The organism is Clostridium sp. TW13, from assembly GCF_024345225.1.
Classification (GTDB): domain Bacteria; phylum Bacillota; class Clostridia; order Clostridiales; family Clostridiaceae; genus Inconstantimicrobium; species Inconstantimicrobium mannanitabidum.
On sequence record NZ_BROD01000001.1, the window covers coordinates 1,405,670 to 1,423,733 of the forward strand.

At 31.1% G+C, this 18,064-nt stretch carries 13 protein-coding genes and 1 other annotated feature; of the genes, 10 read left to right on the top strand and 3 right to left on the bottom strand.

Annotated elements, in window-relative coordinates:
• Nucleotides 1-114 precede the first annotated feature (114 nt).
• The 3 genes from OCU47_RS06780 to OCU47_RS06790 all read left to right on the top strand — a co-directional run bounded on the left by OCU47_RS06780 (nucleotide 115) and on the right by OCU47_RS06790 (nucleotide 8,872).
• On the top strand, nucleotides 115-4,395 hold the full coding sequence (locus tag OCU47_RS06780; RefSeq protein WP_261827839.1) for a 2-hydroxyacyl-CoA dehydratase: 4,281 nt from the start codon (nucleotides 115-117) through the stop codon (nucleotides 4,393-4,395).
• Nucleotides 4,396-4,517: 122 nt separating this feature from the next.
• Nucleotides 4,518-4,742 (top strand) — a binding site (T-box leader).
• 99 nt (nucleotides 4,743-4,841) lie between these two features.
• A complete protein-coding gene (locus tag OCU47_RS06785) occupies nucleotides 4,842-7,484 on the top strand; it encodes a valine--tRNA ligase (RefSeq protein ID WP_261827840.1) in 2,643 nt (880 codons plus the stop codon).
• Between the two features lie 77 nt (nucleotides 7,485-7,561).
• On the top strand, nucleotides 7,562-8,872 hold the full coding sequence (locus OCU47_RS06790) for a bifunctional folylpolyglutamate synthase/dihydrofolate synthase (RefSeq protein ID WP_261827841.1): 1,311 nt from the start codon (nucleotides 7,562-7,564) through the stop codon (nucleotides 8,870-8,872).
• A gap of 63 nt (nucleotides 8,873-8,935) precedes the next feature.
• Here the strand turns inward: OCU47_RS06790 and OCU47_RS06795 are convergent, their stop codons facing one another.
• Both OCU47_RS06795 and OCU47_RS06800 read right to left on the bottom strand, forming a co-directional pair.
• Complete coding sequence (locus OCU47_RS06795; RefSeq protein WP_261827842.1) at nucleotides 8,936-9,175, bottom strand: TIGR03905 family TSCPD domain-containing protein; 240 nt, start codon at nucleotides 9,173-9,175, stop codon at nucleotides 8,936-8,938.
• A 27-nt stretch (nucleotides 9,176-9,202) separates the two neighbouring features.
• Nucleotides 9,203-9,733, bottom strand: a complete 531-nt coding sequence (locus tag OCU47_RS06800; protein ID WP_261827843.1) for a DUF4364 family protein — start codon at nucleotides 9,731-9,733, stop codon at nucleotides 9,203-9,205.
• Nucleotides 9,734-10,060: 327 nt separating this feature from the next.
• Here OCU47_RS06800 and OCU47_RS06805 point away from each other — a divergent pair, with 327 nt between their 5' ends.
• The 7 genes from OCU47_RS06805 (at nucleotide 10,061) to OCU47_RS06835 (ending at nucleotide 17,107) form a co-directional block, all read left to right on the top strand.
• Nucleotides 10,061-11,557, top strand: coding sequence for an ammonium transporter (locus tag OCU47_RS06805; protein ID WP_261827844.1), 1,497 nt, complete (start codon nucleotides 10,061-10,063; stop codon nucleotides 11,555-11,557).
• 190 nt (nucleotides 11,558-11,747) lie between these two features.
• The gene (locus OCU47_RS06810; RefSeq protein ID WP_261827845.1) at nucleotides 11,748-12,578 is read left to right on the top strand and encodes a VanW family protein; all 831 of its coding nucleotides are present in this window, start codon (nucleotides 11,748-11,750) and stop codon (nucleotides 12,576-12,578) included.
• 175 nt (nucleotides 12,579-12,753) lie between these two features.
• Nucleotides 12,754-13,449, top strand: coding sequence for a TetR/AcrR family transcriptional regulator (locus OCU47_RS06815; RefSeq protein ID WP_261827846.1), 696 nt, complete (start codon nucleotides 12,754-12,756; stop codon nucleotides 13,447-13,449).
• 112 nt (nucleotides 13,450-13,561) lie between these two features.
• Entirely contained in the window at nucleotides 13,562-14,416 is an 855-nt protein-coding gene (locus tag OCU47_RS06820) for a phosphotransferase family protein (protein ID WP_261827847.1), read from the top strand.
• Nucleotides 14,417-14,448: 32 nt separating this feature from the next.
• On the top strand, nucleotides 14,449-15,225 hold the full coding sequence (locus OCU47_RS06825) for a GNAT family N-acetyltransferase (RefSeq protein ID WP_261827848.1): 777 nt from the start codon (nucleotides 14,449-14,451) through the stop codon (nucleotides 15,223-15,225).
• 347 nt (nucleotides 15,226-15,572) lie between these two features.
• A complete protein-coding gene (locus OCU47_RS06830) occupies nucleotides 15,573-16,316 on the top strand; it encodes a polysaccharide deacetylase family protein (RefSeq protein WP_261827849.1) in 744 nt (247 codons plus the stop codon).
• Between the two features lie 131 nt (nucleotides 16,317-16,447).
• Entirely contained in the window at nucleotides 16,448-17,107 is a 660-nt protein-coding gene (locus tag OCU47_RS06835; protein ID WP_261827850.1) for a single-stranded DNA-binding protein, read from the top strand.
• Between the two features lie 54 nt (nucleotides 17,108-17,161).
• Here the strand turns inward: OCU47_RS06835 and dapD are convergent, their stop codons facing one another.
• Nucleotides 17,162-17,872: a 2,3,4,5-tetrahydropyridine-2,6-dicarboxylate N-acetyltransferase gene (gene dapD / locus OCU47_RS06840; RefSeq protein WP_261827851.1), complete on the bottom strand. Its 711-nt coding sequence runs from the start codon at nucleotides 17,870-17,872 to the stop codon at nucleotides 17,162-17,164.
• Nucleotides 17,873-18,064: the final 192 nt, after the last annotated feature.

The following is an 18,064-nucleotide window of genomic DNA, read 5'->3' on the forward strand; positions in this document are numbered from 1 at the left end:
ATTTAATATTCAAAATGTAAAGTCATACAACTTGTAAAATTATAAATAAAGTTTATAATATAAAAGAGATAATTAGATATATAAGTATATATATTTTCGCAAGGAGGAAATTTAATGAGATTGTTACATCTTGGACTTGATGTAGGGTCCACTACTGTTAAGTTGGTAATTATGGATGAACAAAACAACATTGTTTATTCAAAATATACAAGGCATTATTCAAATATTAAAAGTACTATTATTGAGTTAATCAGCAATGCTTACAATGAATTTAAGGAAGACAATATCACTATAAATGTTACAGGATCAGGTGGTTTATCTGTATCCAAGTGGTTAGACGTTGAATTTACACAGGAAGTAATTGCTTGTACCAAAACAGTAGAAACTCTTATACCACAAACTGATGTAGTTATTGAGTTAGGTGGGGAAGATGCAAAGATAACATATTTTGAAAATAATATAGAGCAAAGAATGAATGGAAGTTGTGCAGGGGGCACAGGTGCATTTATAGATCAAATGGCATCATTATTAAAGACTGATGCATTAGGATTAAATGAATTGTCAAAGAGGCATACAACAGTTTACCCAATAGCAGCTAGATGTGGTGTTTTCGCTAAAACAGATGTTCAACCACTAATAAATGAAGGTGCGAAGAAAGAAGATATAGCAGTATCTATTTTTCAAGCAGTAGTAAATCAAACTATTAGTGGACTTGCTTGTGGAAAGCCAATCAGAGGAAAAGTAGCCTTTTTAGGTGGTCCATTATCATTCTTGTCTGAACTTAGACAAAGATTTATTGAAACTTTACAACTTAAAGATGATGAAATTATTTTCCCAGAGAATGCTCAACTTTATGTTGCAATGGGAGCAGCTTTATTATCAAAGGATAGTAAGGTAATCAGCTATGAAGTTTTGAATACTAAGGCTAAATCTTTAAATGATATAGAAGTTAAAGATGTGGAAAGATTGGCTCCTTTATTTAAAGATGAAAATGAATATAAGGAATTTAAACAAAGACATGAATCAACAAAGGTAGAAACACAAGATTTAGCTACATATAAAGGAAATGCTTTCCTTGGTATTGATGCTGGTTCTACGACTACAAAGTTAACATTAATAAGTGAGGATAATAAACTTTTATATTCTCATTATGGTAGTAATGAAGGAAATCCACTAAATAAATGTATAAAAATAATTAAAGAATTATATGGAAAGTTAAATAAGGACACTAAGATAGTAAATAGTTGTGTAACTGGTTATGGAGAAGCATTAATAAAAGCAGCCCTACATATAGATTTAGGAGAAATTGAAACTATAGCTCACTATAAAGCTGCCAATGAGTTTTTACCTGGTGTAGATTTTATATTGGATATAGGTGGACAAGATATGAAATGCCTTATTATTAAGGATGGGGTTATAGATAACATAATGCTTAACGAAGCATGTTCATCTGGTTGTGGATCTTTTATTGAAACATTCACAAAATCACTGAATGTTAAAATTGAGGATTTTGCACAAGAAGCACTTCGTTCAAAGGCTCCAGTAGATCTTGGATCAAGATGTACTGTATTTATGAATTCTAAGGTTAAGCAAGCACAAAAAGAAGGTGCTACTGTAGGTGATATTTCAGCAGGGTTATCTTATTCAGTAATAAAAAATGCTTTATTTAAGGTTATAAAGATTAGAGAGCCTGAGAAGATGGGAAAAAAAATCATTGTTCAAGGTGGAACCTTCTATAATGATGCTGTTTTAAGAAGCTTTGAATTAATATCTCAAAGAGAGGCTGTAAGACCTGATATTGCAGGACTTATGGGAGCATTTGGAGCAAGTATTATCGCTCATGAAAACTGGGATGGAAATAGTGAAAGCAAGCTATTAAAGCAAAATGAGCTAAATGATTTTACTTTTGATAATGAAATGAGAAGATGTGGCCTTTGTGGTAACAACTGTATGCTTACAGTAAACAAATTCTCTAACGGAGAAAGTCATATAACTGGTAATAGATGTGAAAGAGCCTTAGGACTTGATAAAAAGAAAGTTGAAGTTCCAAACTTATATAAATATAAATTAGGAAGAACCTTTGGTTATAAACCACTTAAATTAGAAGATGCACCTAGAGGAGTAGTTGGAATTCCTAGAGTTCTGAATATGTACGAAAATTATCCATTTTGGTTTACTGTATTTACAAACCTAGGGTTTAGAGTACAATTATCTCCTATATCTTCAAAGGCTGTATATGAGAAGGGAATAGAAACTATACCATCAGAATCAGCTTGCTATCCAGCAAAATTAGTTCATGGACATATTATGTCTTTAATTGAGCAAGGAGCTAGATTTATATTCTATCCATGCGTAGCTTATGAGGAATTAGAACAACAACAAGCTGACAATCATTATAATTGTCCAATGGTAACTTCTTATCCAGAAGTTATAAAGAATAATATGGATATATTAAAAGAGGAGAATATTAATTTTAAAAACCCATTCTTCTCATTAAATAATAAAAAAGTTTTAGCAAGCAGAATCTATGAAGAATTACAAGAATTTAATGTAACTAAGGTAGAAGTTGAAAAAGCTGTAGATTTAGCGTGGGAAGAAAAGAATAACTACAAGCGTGATATAAGAAAGAAGGGCGAAGAAACTCTTCAATACTTAAAGGAAACAGGCAAAAAGGGTATTGTTCTTGCAGGAAGACCTTATCATGTAGACCCAGAAATACATCATGGTATTCCAGATATAATTACTGGATTTGATATGGCTGTATTGACTGAGGATAGTATTGCTCATTTAGGTAATATAAAGAGACCATTAAGAATAGTGGATCAATGGGCATATCACTCAAGATTATATGATGCAGCATCTTATGTAAGAACTCAAGATAACCTAGAGCTTATTCAGTTAAACTCTTTTGGATGTGGTTTGGATGCTGTAACAACAGATCAAGTTCAAGAAATTCTACATGAGTATGGTAAAATATATACTGTTCTTAAAATAGATGAGGTAAATAATCTTGGAGCTGTAAAGATTAGATTAAGATCACTAAAAGCAGCTATAGAAGAGAGAGAAAAGAATAACTATAAGCCAACTAAGCATGATTTAAGCTACAATAGACCTGTATTTACTAAAGAGATGAAGAAGACTCATACAGTTTTAGTTCCTCAGATGTCTCCTATTCATTTTAATATAGTTCAGCATGCATTTACTTCTTTAGGATATAATTTCGTAGTACTTCCTACTGATAAGGATTCTGTAGAAGAAGGCCTAAAGTATGTAAATAATGATGCTTGTTATCCATCAATTTTGGTTGTTGGACAACTTATCCAAGCCTTAAAATCTGGCAAATATGATTTGAATAATACTTCAGTGATTATTAGTCAAACAGGCGGAGGTTGTAGAGCAACAAACTATATTGGATTTTTAAGAAAAGCCTTGAGAGAAGCTAATTTTGAAAATATTCCAATAATATCAATGAATCCAGCAGGAATGGAAAAGCAGCCTGGATTTAATATAAGTTTGAAGATGGTTAATAAAGGACTTATGGCATTAGTGTATGGAGACTTATTCATGAGAGTACTTTATAGAGTTCGTCCTTATGAAAAAGTTAAGGGTTCTGCAGATGCTTTACATGCTAAGTGGGAAAAAGCAGCTATTGATAATGTTATAAGTGGTAGCATGAGAGAATTTAAAGAAAATGTAAGAGCAATTGTTAAGGAGTTTGATGAATTAGAGCTTCTTGATATAGTAAAACCTAAGGTTGGTATTGTAGGTGAAATCCTAGTTAAGTTCCATCCAACAGCTAACAATGATGTAGTTAAGGTTCTAGAAGAAGAGGGTGCAGAAGCTGTAATGCCAGATTTACTAGATTTCTTCTTCTATAGTGCTTATGACAGTCATTTTAAAGCAACACATCTGGCTGGAAGTAAGACAAGTAAGTTCTTTGGAGAAGTAGCTATTTGGTATATGAATAACTTTAGAAAAGCAGTGGTACAAGCACTACAAGACAGTAAGAGATTCTATGCACCATCAGATATTAAGCACCTTGGTAAAATGGCAAGTGAAATATTATCTCTTGGAAACCAAACTGGTGAAGGTTGGTTCTTAACAGGAGAAATGCTAGAATTAATGGAGAATGGAGTTAATAATGTATTGTGTATTCAACCTTTTGCATGTTTACCAAACCATGTAACAGGTAAAGGTATGATAAAGGCAATAAAAGAAAAGCATCCTCTAGCTAACATTGTAGCTGTTGATTATGATCCAGGTGCCAGTGAAGTAAATCAATTAAATAGAATTAAGCTAATGCTATCAGTTGCTAGAAAGAATTTAAATAACAACGGATCTTTTGCAGAAGCAGCTGCTACAAGAATTCAAGCAGATTTTGGTATTGGCAAATAGAATTTGAAAAAAGAAGGCTTCTTTAAAAATAAGTAAGTCTATATACTAGCCTATTTTTAGATACCTAAATCTAATATTGACAAATTTTATTGGCTGGGATATCATATTAAGTAAATTAATATATAAAAGCCATGAAAAAGAGGAGTAAAAACACTAAAGTATCATAAGAGAGAGGGTATTTGCTGAAAGCCCTTATACTTAAGGTTTTGAAGGTAGCTTTTGAGCTTCTTTACTGAACATATAGTAAGTAAAGACGGAAACTTTCGTTAAAAAAACAAGTGCTTATAAATAAATAGTATATGTTATTTATAAGAATAAAGGTGGTACCACGAGTCTTCGTCCTTTTTAGGATGAAGACTCTTTTTATTTTTTCAGATATTTTAGATGATTAATTTAAAATATTATGATGTAAAGACATTATATACATATAACTGGGAGGAATATAAATGGAAAAAAGAAATATTGAAACTACTTATAATCCAAAAGACTTTGAAGAAAAGATATATAAGACATGGGAAGAAAATAAATATTTTTCTCCAAAGGTTGATAAAACAAAGAAGCCATACAGCATAATAATGCCACCACCAAATATAACTGGAATGCTTCATTTAGGTCATGCTCTTGACAGTGCACTTCAAGACATGCTTATAAGATTTAAAAAGATGCAAGGATATTGTACTGTTTGGGTACCAGGACAAGATCATGCTAGTATTGCTACAGAAGTTAAAGTTGAAAATGAACTTTTAAAGCAAGGTTTATACAAAAAAGAAATGGGAAGAGAAAAATTCCTAGAAAAAGTTTGGGAATGGTCAGATAAATATAGAGCTACTATAAGAACTCAACAAAAGAAATTGGGAGTAGCTGCTGACTTTGATAGAGAAGCTTTTACCATGGATGAAAGATTAAGCAAGGCAGTAAAACACGTGTTTGTTAAGCTTTATAATGAAGGTTTGATTTATCAAGGAAACAGAATAACTAACTGGTGTCCTAAGTGTCAAACTGCATTATCAGATGCAGAAATAGAGTATGCAGAAAAAGAAGGAAGCTTCTGGCATATAAATTATCCAGTAAAGGATTCAGATGAATTTATTGAAATTGCTACAACAAGACCAGAAACTCTTTTAGGAGATACAGCTGTAGCGGTTAATCCTAATGATGAAAGATTTAAGCATCTAATTGGAAAGACATTAATTTTACCTTTAGTTGGAAGAGAAATTCCTGTAGTTGCTGATGATTATGTTGATATAGAATTTGGAACAGGTGCAGTTAAGATAACGCCAGCTCATGATCCTAACGACTTTGAAGTTGGTAAGAGACATGGACTTCAAGAAATAAGAATTATGGATGACAGTGGCGTAATTAATGATTTAGGTGGAAAGTATAAGGGCTTAGAAAGATATGAGGCTAGAAAGCAAATCGTTGAAGATTTAAAAGCAGAAGGGCTTCTAGTAAAGATAAAACCACATACTCATAACGTAGGAACTCATGATAGATGTGGCACTGTAATAGAGCCTATAATATCTAAACAATGGTATGTAAAGATGGAATCTTTAGCAAAACCAGCTATTGATGCTGTTAAGAATAAGAAAACTAAGTTTATACCAGAAAGATTTGATAAGACATATTTCAATTGGATGGAAAACATTCAAGATTGGTGTGTTTCAAGACAATTATGGTGGGGACATAGAATACCAGTATGGTATTGTAATGATTGTGGAGCTATAACAGTATCAGAAGAAACTCCATGTTGTTGCTCAAAATGTTCATCAAAAAATATAAGACAAGATGAAGATGTGTTAGATACTTGGTTCTCTTCAGCATTATGGCCTTTCTCTGTTTTAGGTTGGCCAGATAATACTGAAGATTTAGAATATTTCTATCCAACAAGTACTTTAGTAACTGGATATGATATAATCTTCTTCTGGGTAGCTAGAATGATATTCTCAGGCATTCATAATATGGGAGATGTACCATTTGAACATGTATTAATTCATGGTCTAGTAAGAGATTCAGAAGGAAGAAAGTTTAGTAAATCTTTAGGTAATGGTGTAGATCCACTTGAAGTTATTGATGAGTATGGTGCTGATGCCTTAAGATATATGCTTATTTCTGGTAATGCTCCAGGAAATGATATAAGATATTATCCTGAAAGAGTTGAAGCTGCTAGAAACTTTGCTAACAAGATATGGAATGCTTCAAGATTCGTTATGATGAATCTTGATAAAGAAATAATGGATAAATACAAAGAATGTGATGAATTAAGTCTTGCTGACAAATGGATTTTATCAAGAGTTAACACTGTAGTAAAAGAAGTTACAGATAATATAGAAAAGTTTGAACTTGGTATTGCATTACAAAAAGTATATGACTTTATGTGGACTGAATTCTGTGATTGGTATATAGAACTTGTTAAACCTGTTTTATATGGAGAAGATGAAAAGAAGAAGGGCGTAGTTTATAATGTATTAAGTAAAGTTCTTACTTATGGACTTCAAATGCTTCACCCAGTAATGCCATTCATTACAGAAGAAATTTATACTCATTTAACTGACGAGTATGAATCAATAGTGGTTTCACCATGGCCAAAATATGATGAAGCTCTTAATGATGTAGCTGCTGAAAAAGATATGGCATATATCATAGAAGCTATTAAATCATTAAGAAATGTAAGAGCAGAAATGAATGTTCCACCATCAAGAAAAGCTAAACTTATAGCTTTAATAAATGATGAATGTAAGGATGCCTTTGAAAATGGTACTTTATACATTGAAAAATTAGCTTCAAGTAGTGAAGTAGTATTTATAGACGATAAGAAAGATGTTCCTGAAAATGCTGTATCTGCAGTAGTTAAGGGTGGAGAATTATTTATGCCATTGCTTGATTTGGTAGATAGAGAAAAGGAACTTGAAAGATTAAATAAAGAAAAGACTAAGCTTGAAGGAGAAATTGATAGAGTTGAGAAGAAACTTTCCAATGAAAGATTTGTAAGTAAAGCTCCAGAAGCTGTAGTAGCAGAGGAAAAAGCTAAGGGTGATAAATATAAATCAATGTTAGAAGCAGTAATTGCTAGAATTGAAGCTCTTAACTAAACTCATATAATTTTAATAAATGAAGGAATTCCTAAGGGGATTCCTGAATTTATTTCAAGGGAAAAGAAGGTGATTTTATGATACAGAATATATTAAGTTATGATGAGTGTATGAGATACATACATGAAACAGCTAAGTTTGGCAGTAATTATGGTTTATCTAGAACTAATAAACTTTTAGAATTGTTAGGAAATCCTCATAAGCAGATAAAAACCATTCATGTAGCAGGTACAAATGGCAAGGGGTCTACTACAGCAATGATAAGTTCTGTGCTAAAACAAGCAGGATATAAGATTGGAATGTATACTTCCCCATATTTAGAAGAATTTGAGGAAAGAATACAAATAAATAATGTAAATATACCTAAGGAAAGACTTGCAGAAGTAGTTACAGAAGTTAAAGATGTAGTGGAGCAAGTGAAAAAGTTAGATCTTGGCGATTCTACAGAGTTTGAAATTATAACTGTAGCTATGCTTAAGTATTTTTGTGATGAAGAAGTAGATTATGCAGTTATAGAAGTGGGTTTAGGAGGAAGGTTAGATTCAACTAATGTAATAAATCCGATACTTGCTGTAATTGCATCTATAAGCTATGATCATATGAATATTTTAGGAAATACTATTGAAGAAATAGCAGGAGAGAAGGCAGGAATAATTAAAGAAAATACTCCTGTTATTGTTTATCCTCAAAGCAAAGATGTTGAGAGAGTTTTAAGGACAGCAGCAGAAGAAAAGAAGGCAGATATATGCTTTGTACCTGAATTTTCAGCTAAGATTCTAGAAGCTAAAAGAAAAAATAATACTCAATTAATCGAGGTGAAAACTAATAAGGATAATTATGAAGTAGAATTGCCGTTGTTGGGAAGGCATCAAATATTGAATTGTGCTGTAGCAATAAATGTACTTGAGAAGCTAAGAGAATTAGGGGTGCATATTGATACACAATCAATTCTGCAAGGAATTAAAAACACAAGATGGATTGGTAGAATGGAAGTAATGAATGATAGCCCTTTAGTTGTTATTGATGGTGCTCATAATTATGATGGAATAATGAATTTAAAAGAGAGTATTGACACATATTTTTCTTATAATAAAATAATACTTATTCTAGGTATTTTAGCAGACAAAGAAGTGGTTAAAATGGTTAAAGAGATAACATCAATTGTTAATAAGGTGATTTTAACCACACCTCATAGTGATAGAGCTGAAAATCCAGAAAAATTGTTAGATTCAATTGAAAATCATAAGGATGAAGTTGAAATAATTCAAGATTACAGAGAGGCTTATAAGAGAGCTTTAGATATAGCTACAGAAGAAGATTTAATTCTTATTTCAGGTTCACTATATATGATTGGAGATATGAGGAAAGTTATTAGGAATTATAGATAAATAAAAACGTAGATGCAAAACAAATTGTATCTACGTTTTTCATTAAAAGGATTTATGTAGAGCTTATTTAACTGACTTTAAAGCTTCAGCTAATTGAGCAGGACATGAAGTGCCTTTATTGCCACAATCAATTCCACTTAGTTTTTCAATAACTTCATCTACAGTCATTCCATCAGCTAAGGCAGATAAGCCTTGTAGGTTACCATTGCAACCACCAACAAAAGAAATATTTGTTACCTTGTTATCAACTATATCAAAGGATATTTGTCTTGAACAAACCCCTTTAGGAGTATAAGAATACATATTAAATCCCCCTTATATTTTATAATATTAATTTTCATCAATTAATGAATTGATGATTTTGTTATATATGCTTGTAGGATTGCTTTTCCACTTACTGCAGATATCAATAGCTTGTTTTTTTGAAACTACATTAACCTTTAAATCTAAAAGAATAGATTCATTCTCTATAGCTTTTAGGTTAACAATGAAAGAATCATTATTTGCAAGAGTATAATCCGCTGTAATTGAAAATTCTTTTTTTAGCATTTCTATTTTAGAAGCAATATAATTGTTTATTTGAGTGAGCTTCTGTGAAGAAATTCTGTCCTTAAAAAGAGCAAGAACGTTCTCTCCTTTAGTTGTCAACTCTAAATTTTTTTTTGCATCAACTTCCACATACTTTAAAAAATCTGTAGACACTAATTCTGAAATATATTGTTGAAGAGTAAAATAATTTATGAAACTATTCTCTAAAACAATATCAGTTAACTGTGTATTAGAAATTGGAATGGTTACAGATTTTATTATATGTAAAAGAAGTAACTTGTTTTCAGCAAGTTCTATCGAATTCTCATACATATATATACTACCCTCCAAACTTTTATAATAATATGATAACGTAATTTTGGATTTTTATCAAATAATAAATTTTTTTATTATTTATTATTTGATGAGGCAAATATTAAATGTTGACAATTAAAGAAATTATTATCTAAATAAGTATTTACAATTTATTTGATTGGTGGTAAAATATTAACAAAAGTAAAGGCGCTTTTCTTTAGAGAAAAGCGCCTTTTTTATTTAGAGAGTTTGATATTTTGGAGATAAAAGGGGGGCAGAAAAATAGGGGGCTAATACTTAGATTTTATTTATAAAATTTATATTTTAGGAGAGGGTGAATAAAATATGAAAAAGTATTTAAAAATAATTCCAATGGTTTTATTATTTCTTTTATTAATCAGTATTACAGTTTTCGCTAACACTGGAGATGCAACAGGGATTACAAAGCAAACAGTTAAAGAAATTGGGGATAAGGTTACTTTAGATAATGTTGCTCAAGCAGCATCGGCTACAAAGATAGGTCTTAATTATGTATGGATGATTCTTTGTGGTTGCTTAATTTTCTTCTTTCAAGCAGGTTTTGCTATGGTTGAAACAGGTTTTACAAGAGCAAAGAATGCTAATCATACTATTGCAATGAATCTTGTGGTATTTTTAGTTGGGCTTGTAGGTTTTCTTTTGATAGGATTCGCTATTATGTTTGGTGGAGTTGGAAATGTTGCTGCCTTAGGTGGTAGTACAGGCCTCGATAAAGAATTTGCTCTTGGTGGATGGGGACTGTTTGGATATAAAGGCTTTTTATTAGCAGGTGGAGCCTATGATGTAGGCGTTTTTGTATACTTCTTTTTTCAAATGGTATTTATGGATACAACCTGTACAATTCCTACTGGAGCAGTAGCTGAAAGAGTTAAATTATCAGCAGTTATACTTAATGCATTATTTATCTCTGCGCTATATTATCCTTTGTATGGTAATTGGGTATGGGGCGGTGGCTGGCTTGCTCAACTAGGAGTGAATTTAGGACTTGGCCACGGAGTTGTAGATTTTGCAGGTTCTTCAGTGGTACATGCTATGGGAGGAGCGGCAGCTATAGCTGGAGCTATAATTATTGGACCAAGAATAGGTAAGTTCACAAAGGAAGGTAAGCCTAATATTATTTCTGGTCACGATATTCCTATGGCTGTAATAGGAACTATAATTCTATTTTTTGGGTGGTTTGCTTTTAATGGAGGAAGTACACTTTCAGGTAGCGATTTAAGAGCTGCTGTTGTTATTGTAAATACTATGATAGCAGGAGCCTTTGGTGGACTAACATCTATGTTCTATATGTGGATCAAGAATGGAAAACCAGATACATCTATGATATGTAATGGATCTTTGGCTGGGCTTGTGGCTATAACAGCTCCTTGTGCCTTTGTAAATAGTATAAGTTCAATTGTAATAGGGGTTGTAGCAGGAATTCTCGTTTGCTTAGCAGCTTCTATAATAGAAAATAAATTCAAGATTGATGATCCAGTAGGGGCTTCATCTGTACATCTTGTAAATGGTCTTTGGGGAATGATAGCATTAGGTTTATTCGCAGATGGAACTTATGGAGATGGATTGAACGGAATAAAAGGTGGAGTAACAGGATTATTTTATGGAGATGCAGGACAACTTGTGGCCCAAATAATTGCAGTTGCAGTGGTAATAGTATTTGGTATCGGAAGTCAACTGCTATTCTGGAAGATAACTGATAAGACCATAGGCATAAGAGTTAAACCGAAGGATGAAATTGATGGACTTGATATACCAGAAATGGGTGCAGAAGCATATCCAGAGTTTCAATATAAAGAACTATAAATTCAATGTTTAGGATAAACGAATATTAATTTATTTGCTTAAAGAGGAAGGTTAAAAACTTTCCTCTTTTTTACAAGTTTATATTTATGAAAATAAATTATTTTACTCAAATGAATTACACAAAAAGGAAAATGTTACAATATGAAGAATATATACATTTGTACCGAAGAATGAGTTAAGGGGGATTATAATGGATACTGCTGAAACTAATGTTAATACACTTAAACCTAAAAAAAGAACTATTATAAGGCTTATTGTAGGAAAAAATTATTATAAGATTAGAAGATATTTAAAGTGGTTTTTAGGAAGTCAAAAGCTTGCTAAGCAATGTATGGGAGCTTCTATGCCATATGTGTATTTTTTACATAGAACACCTTTGTTAAGAAAATTAAAAGATGTGGACATGGAACTTCAATATAATAAAATAATTAACTTAAAGATAGCAGTGAAAAGGGTTAATAATATAGTTATTTATCCTGGAGAAACATTCTCATATTGGAGGGCAATAGGTAATCCTACAAGATCCAAAGGATATGTAGAGGGTATGGTTTTGTTTTGTGGAACATATAAGAAAGGGATTGGAGGAGGATTGTGCCAGTTGTCTAATTTAATTTACTGGATGACAATACACACACCTCTTACCGTAGTAGAAAGATATCGTCATAGCTTTGATGTATTTCCTGATTCAAATAGAACTCAGCCCTTTGGTAGTGGAGCTACCTGCGTTTATAATTATAGGGATTTAGTTATAAGGAACGATACATCCACACCATTTCAATTAGTAATAGAGGTTGGTGATGAATATTTAATTGGTGAATGGAGGTGCAAGGACAAGCCTCTATACACTTATAAAGTTTACGAAGCAGATCATAAAATGAGATCAGAATTTTGGGGTGGATATAGTAGACATAACATTTTATATAGAAAAAAATATGATATAGAAGGTTTTGAAATTGATGATGAGTTTATAACAGAAAATCACGCATTAATGATGTATTCTCCTTTTATAGAGGGAAAATAAAAAATGAATAGGATAAAGTCTCCGCGTTTTTGAAAAGGCAGAGACTTTTTTTATTCTTTAGGAAATCATATTCGCCTGCCATTTCTTTTTATTGACAAATCATTACAGAAGTTATATTCTTAATTCAAGAAGTGAATTAAACGTCACTTTTTGAATTAACAGTAAGGAGCGCTTTATGGTATATAAGAAATCAGATAAAACAGAAGCCAGAAAAGATGAAAAAAGAAAGTTGATTTTTGGAACTGCTGCTAAGGTTTTTGCCCAAAATGGCTATCATCAAACATCAGTTAAGAATATTTGCGATGCAGCTGAAATTTCAGTAGGTACATTTTATTTATATTTTAAAAATAAGGAAGATTTGTTTGAAGAGTTATATGATGAAATGGAGAAATTAATTAATCATGTAAATAAATATGCTGTAGGTATGGATGCTAAGACTGCTGCTGAAAGATTTGCACATGTGGTAGCAGCTTCAATATGGACGTATCAAAAATATAGGGAACTAGCAAAAATATTGCTTATTGAGGCTGTTGGGTTAAATCCAAGATTTGAAGATAAGTATACAAATATAATGCTGAAATCCTGTGCAACTATGGAAGATACATTAAAGAGATTAAAAGATAAAGGATTTATCGATGTGCCAGATGTAAAAGTGGCTGCAATAGCACATGAAGGTGCTTTTAATCATGCAATTGCTTATTGGCTTAGGGTAAATGAAGAGTTGGATTTAAAAGTATATGCTTATCCTTTGACTGTGTATTCTTTACAGGCTTTAAAAATGGATTTTAGAAGTAATGACATACAGTATAGCATTAATGAAACATTTGAAGAACTAGATAATTCTGCAGATAAATTTATGAAATTTAGATAATAAAATATAACTTTTTAGAAGTTATGTCTGAAAGAATGAAATGTTCATATTACTTGAAAGGAAGTGAAGCTTTAGCTGGTAAGGTATTATGCTTATACTGGTGAAGTGTAAAATGATTGAGTTAGATAAGCTTAAGTTAATGGCACAAGGTGGGCAAGCTGATATTTATGAATTGGATTCAAATAAGATAATAAGAGTCCTTAGAAATAAGAATGATGAGGAAGCACTAAAGATAGAAATGTCAGTTATGAAGAGTCTGCATGATAAAGGAAAATCTGTTCCTGAAGTCTATGAGTTTTTAAAGGTAGAAGAAAAGCCGTCTATAATCATGGAGAAAATTAATGGAAGCACCATGATTGACGAATTAAGAAACAAGCCGTTAAAAATATTTAAACAGGCTGAAAAGCTTGCAGAACTTCATATGGAAGTGGCTGATTGTGTAGATGGATTAGAGATGGTATCAATAAATGAAAGGGCAGCACATCTTATTCCTAAGGGGGAATTGCTTGATTCTGAATTGAAGGAATTTGTACTTAATATTCTCAAGGTATTGCCAAAGGGAAATGACATTTGTCATGGCGATTTTCATCCTGGAAACATTATGATAGTTAACAGAAAATACTATGTTATTGATTGGTTTGGAGCCACGATAGGAAGAAAGTTATCTGATATTGCTCATACGTACTTGCTTCTGAAAAATACACCTGAAATTCCAAGCATGCCTAAGTTACAAAATTTTTTATTAGGCTGTACAGGCAGTCTTATAGCAAGAAGATACTTATCCACTTGTTATAAAATAGAGAATTTTCAATGGGATGAATTTTCAAAATGGATGGTAGTTAGGGCGGCAGAAAGAGTATTTTATGGATTGCCTTCTGAAAAAGAGGGACTTTTAAAATTTATTAAGAAGTGCAAAGAAGCAGAGGGTTCAGGCATTAATGCAAGCAAGTGGTGGAAGTTTATATAAATTAAAATTAATTATTGCTAGGAGATAAGACTATGCTAGATAGATTTTTAAGTTCTGAAATAGAGTACACAAAGAAATTTGCAGAAACATATGAAGATGATGAAATTATTAGGTTTCGTGATATTAGCTTGAAGGATATGTATATGCACAATTTTACTTTGATTAAGAGCAAAGTTTCAAAAGATGATTTTAGAAAAATAATAATTCAGGAACTAGAGAAAAGAAAATCTGAAGACGCTGATTTTCTAAGAATAGAGTGTAATTTTCCTATAGATGACATGGATATCAATGAGTTTCCTTTAGTTCCTGAGGTAACTAAATATGATTATTTGTATATTGAACCTAAAATGAGTGAGTATTTGCACATAAAGAAAAATTGTATTGTAAAGAAAGCTTTATCAGGGGAAGTATTAAATGATGGCATTAAAGTAGATGTTTTAGCAAATGAAGCTGCTATGAGTAATGAATTTGCTTGTAAGAGAATTTTAAGAAAATCAGAAGTGTTCAAGAAACTAGATTCTAACTTAGATTTATATGTTTGTTATGATAATGGAATAGCTATTGGAGATTGTGAACTTATGATAAATAACGAAATATCAAAAATAGAGGATTTTGATATAATAAAGCAATATCAAAGAAAAGGATTTGGAACTTCCGTACTAAAATATCTATTACAAGAATCCAAAGAAAAAAATGTTGAATTCGCTTATCTGATAACTAATAGTGCAGGTACTGCAAAAGATATGTATAAAAAGTGTGGTTTCAAAAAGGCTGGAGAAAAGACTGAACTATTTTTCCAATTAAGTTAATTGTATATATAATAATTTTGATATATCTTAATTAGATGTTGAAATATAGACTAAAAAATTATAGGTCGGATTGTCCACCTATAGTCCTTGAAATCAATAAAAAGCTATTTAGTTTAATGATAAATTATATTAGTGTAGTAGTTTAAGTCTTACTTTAAGTAATCTTTCAAATAAAAGGTAGAGTTATGCTTTTTGTTGTTTGTCAAATATTGTTCTAAAGTGGCATTTTCCCTATAAATATTTAAATATAATTATATTTAAATCTGTATCTTTGAATAATTTTATTAATAAATACAATAACAACTTAATAATATATAAGGATATAAATATTATTAGGGAGTTTTAATGTGAAGAGAAATATAGGAATTCTTTTAGTAGCTTTATTTTTATTATTGGTAATTGGAAAGTTGGGGGTTATATCAACCATAGTAGAGAAAAAAGAAAATCCAATTTATTGCGTAGATACAGATGAAAAGAAAGTAGCAATAACTTTTGATGTTAATTGGGCTGAAACTGATTATCTTGATGATATTTTAAAAATTTTAAAAGATAAGAATGTTAAAGCTACCTTTTTTGTTATGGGAGGGTGGGTGAATTATTCCCAAGAAAATCAAGAAAAACTTAAAAGAATTTATGAGGGTGGTCATGAGATAGGCAATCATAGTTATATGCATCCTGATTTTAAAAAGATATCTAATACTAGAATGATTGAAGAAATTCAAAAGACTAATGATATAGTTAAAAAAGTAGTAGGAGTGACTCCAAAGTATTTTAGATTTCCAAGTGGTTCATACAATAGTAATGCAGTTGTGACATTAAGAAATAATAAGTACACACCTATACAATGGGATGTTGATTCTATAGATTGGAAAAATAAAAGTGAACAATTTGAATATGATAGGATAATTAAAAAGGCTAAATCAGGATCTATTATTTTATATCATAATAATGGTAAATACACTACAAAAAGTTTGCCTAGAGTAATAGATAAGCTAAAAAGTGATGGGTATAATTTTGTAAGAATAGATGATTTGGTGTTTAAAGGAAATTACTATATTGATGTGGATGGAAAACAAAAAATAATTAATTAAGGAATAAATTAAAAAAATATTGAAAATTAAATACCAAATGTATTATAATGGAAAAGGGCAGACATCAAGAAAAAAATATGATTAACTTATACTAATATTAATATTAATTAACAATAGGGAGAGGGGTTTAAATGGACACATTAGTTTTTAATAACAAAATAGTACTACAAGGAAAGGTTGCTTCAGGCTTAGAGTATAGTCATGCTATGTATGGGGAAAGTTTCTATACCTTTGCATTAGATGTAGTTAGACTTAGTGATTCAAAGGATAGACTAAATATTACTATATCAGAAAGATTATTAATTAATTTTCCTTTAGAAATAGGTATGGATGTAGTTGTTGACGGTCAACTTAGATCATACAACAAATTTATAGATGGAAATAATAGATTGATTTTAACTGTTTTCGCCAGAGAAATAGAAATATGCGAAGAAAAGTTTAAAAACCCAAATGAAATATACCTAGATGGATATATATGTAAAGAACCAATATATAGAACTACTCCTTTTGGAAGAGAAATAGCTGATGTATTATTAGCTGTTAATAGAGCGTATAACAAATCAGATTATATTCCAACTATAGCTTGGGGAAGAAATTCTAGATTCTGCAAGACTTTAAGTGTTGGTGATAACATAAGAGTATGGGGAAGATTACAAAGTAGAGAATACCAAAAGAAAACTTCAGAAGAAAGCGTTACTAAGAAAATAGCTTATGAGGTATCAATTTCTAAAATGGAGAAGGTAAAAGACGAAGATAAACAAGAAACAACTGAAGAACAAGGAATTTCATAAGAAGTTAACAAAATTGATGTTTGAGAAAAAAAGTCGTGCAATGCACGACTTTTTTTATTTTCTTAAATCATCTAGAATTTGAGTTTTATCTTTTGTTTTATCATCAACCTCTTTGATGATTTTAGCAGGTGTACCAGCGACAACAACACCACTTGGGACATCTTCAACTACTACTGAACCAGCAGCCACTACTGAACCTTTACCGATCTTAACGCCTTCTAGGATAACTGAATTAGCTCCTATTAATACATCATCTTCAATTATGCATGGGCTTTTACTTGGTGGTTCTAAAACTCCAGCAACCACTGCTCCAGCTCCAAGATGCACTCTAGCACCAAGTTGGCCTCTAGCACCAACTACAGCATTCATATCAACCATAGTGCCTTCGCCAATTTCAGCGCCTATATTAATTACTGCACCCATCATTATAACTGCATTTTTACCTATAGTTACTTTGTCTCTTATGATTGCACCTGGCTCAATTCTTGCATCTATGTCTAAAAGATTTAACATAGGGATAGCTGAATTTCTTCTGTCATTTTCCATACGGAAATGTTGTATCTTTTCTTTATTATCTAAAATAACCTCTCTTATCTCACTGCTTTCACCGAAAAGTACGTAGAAACCATTAGCACCATACCATTCTATATTTTTCATGTCACAGCCTTCTAAATCTCCACTTACATAGACCTTAGTTGGTGTAGATTTCTTTGATTCTTTTATAAATCTAGCAATTTCGTATGGGTCTGTAAAATTGTAACTCATATTATCATCCTTTCTATTTATGTACTATTTATTCTACAATATATTTATTATAGTTGATTAATAATTATTATTAAAGAGAATTTTTATTTTATTCTTTAGGATATTATAATAAAATCAAATTTTTAGATAGCTTATAAGAATTTGATTAGATTTCATATGGAAAAAGAATAAAAAGAAATTATATCCGCCTGC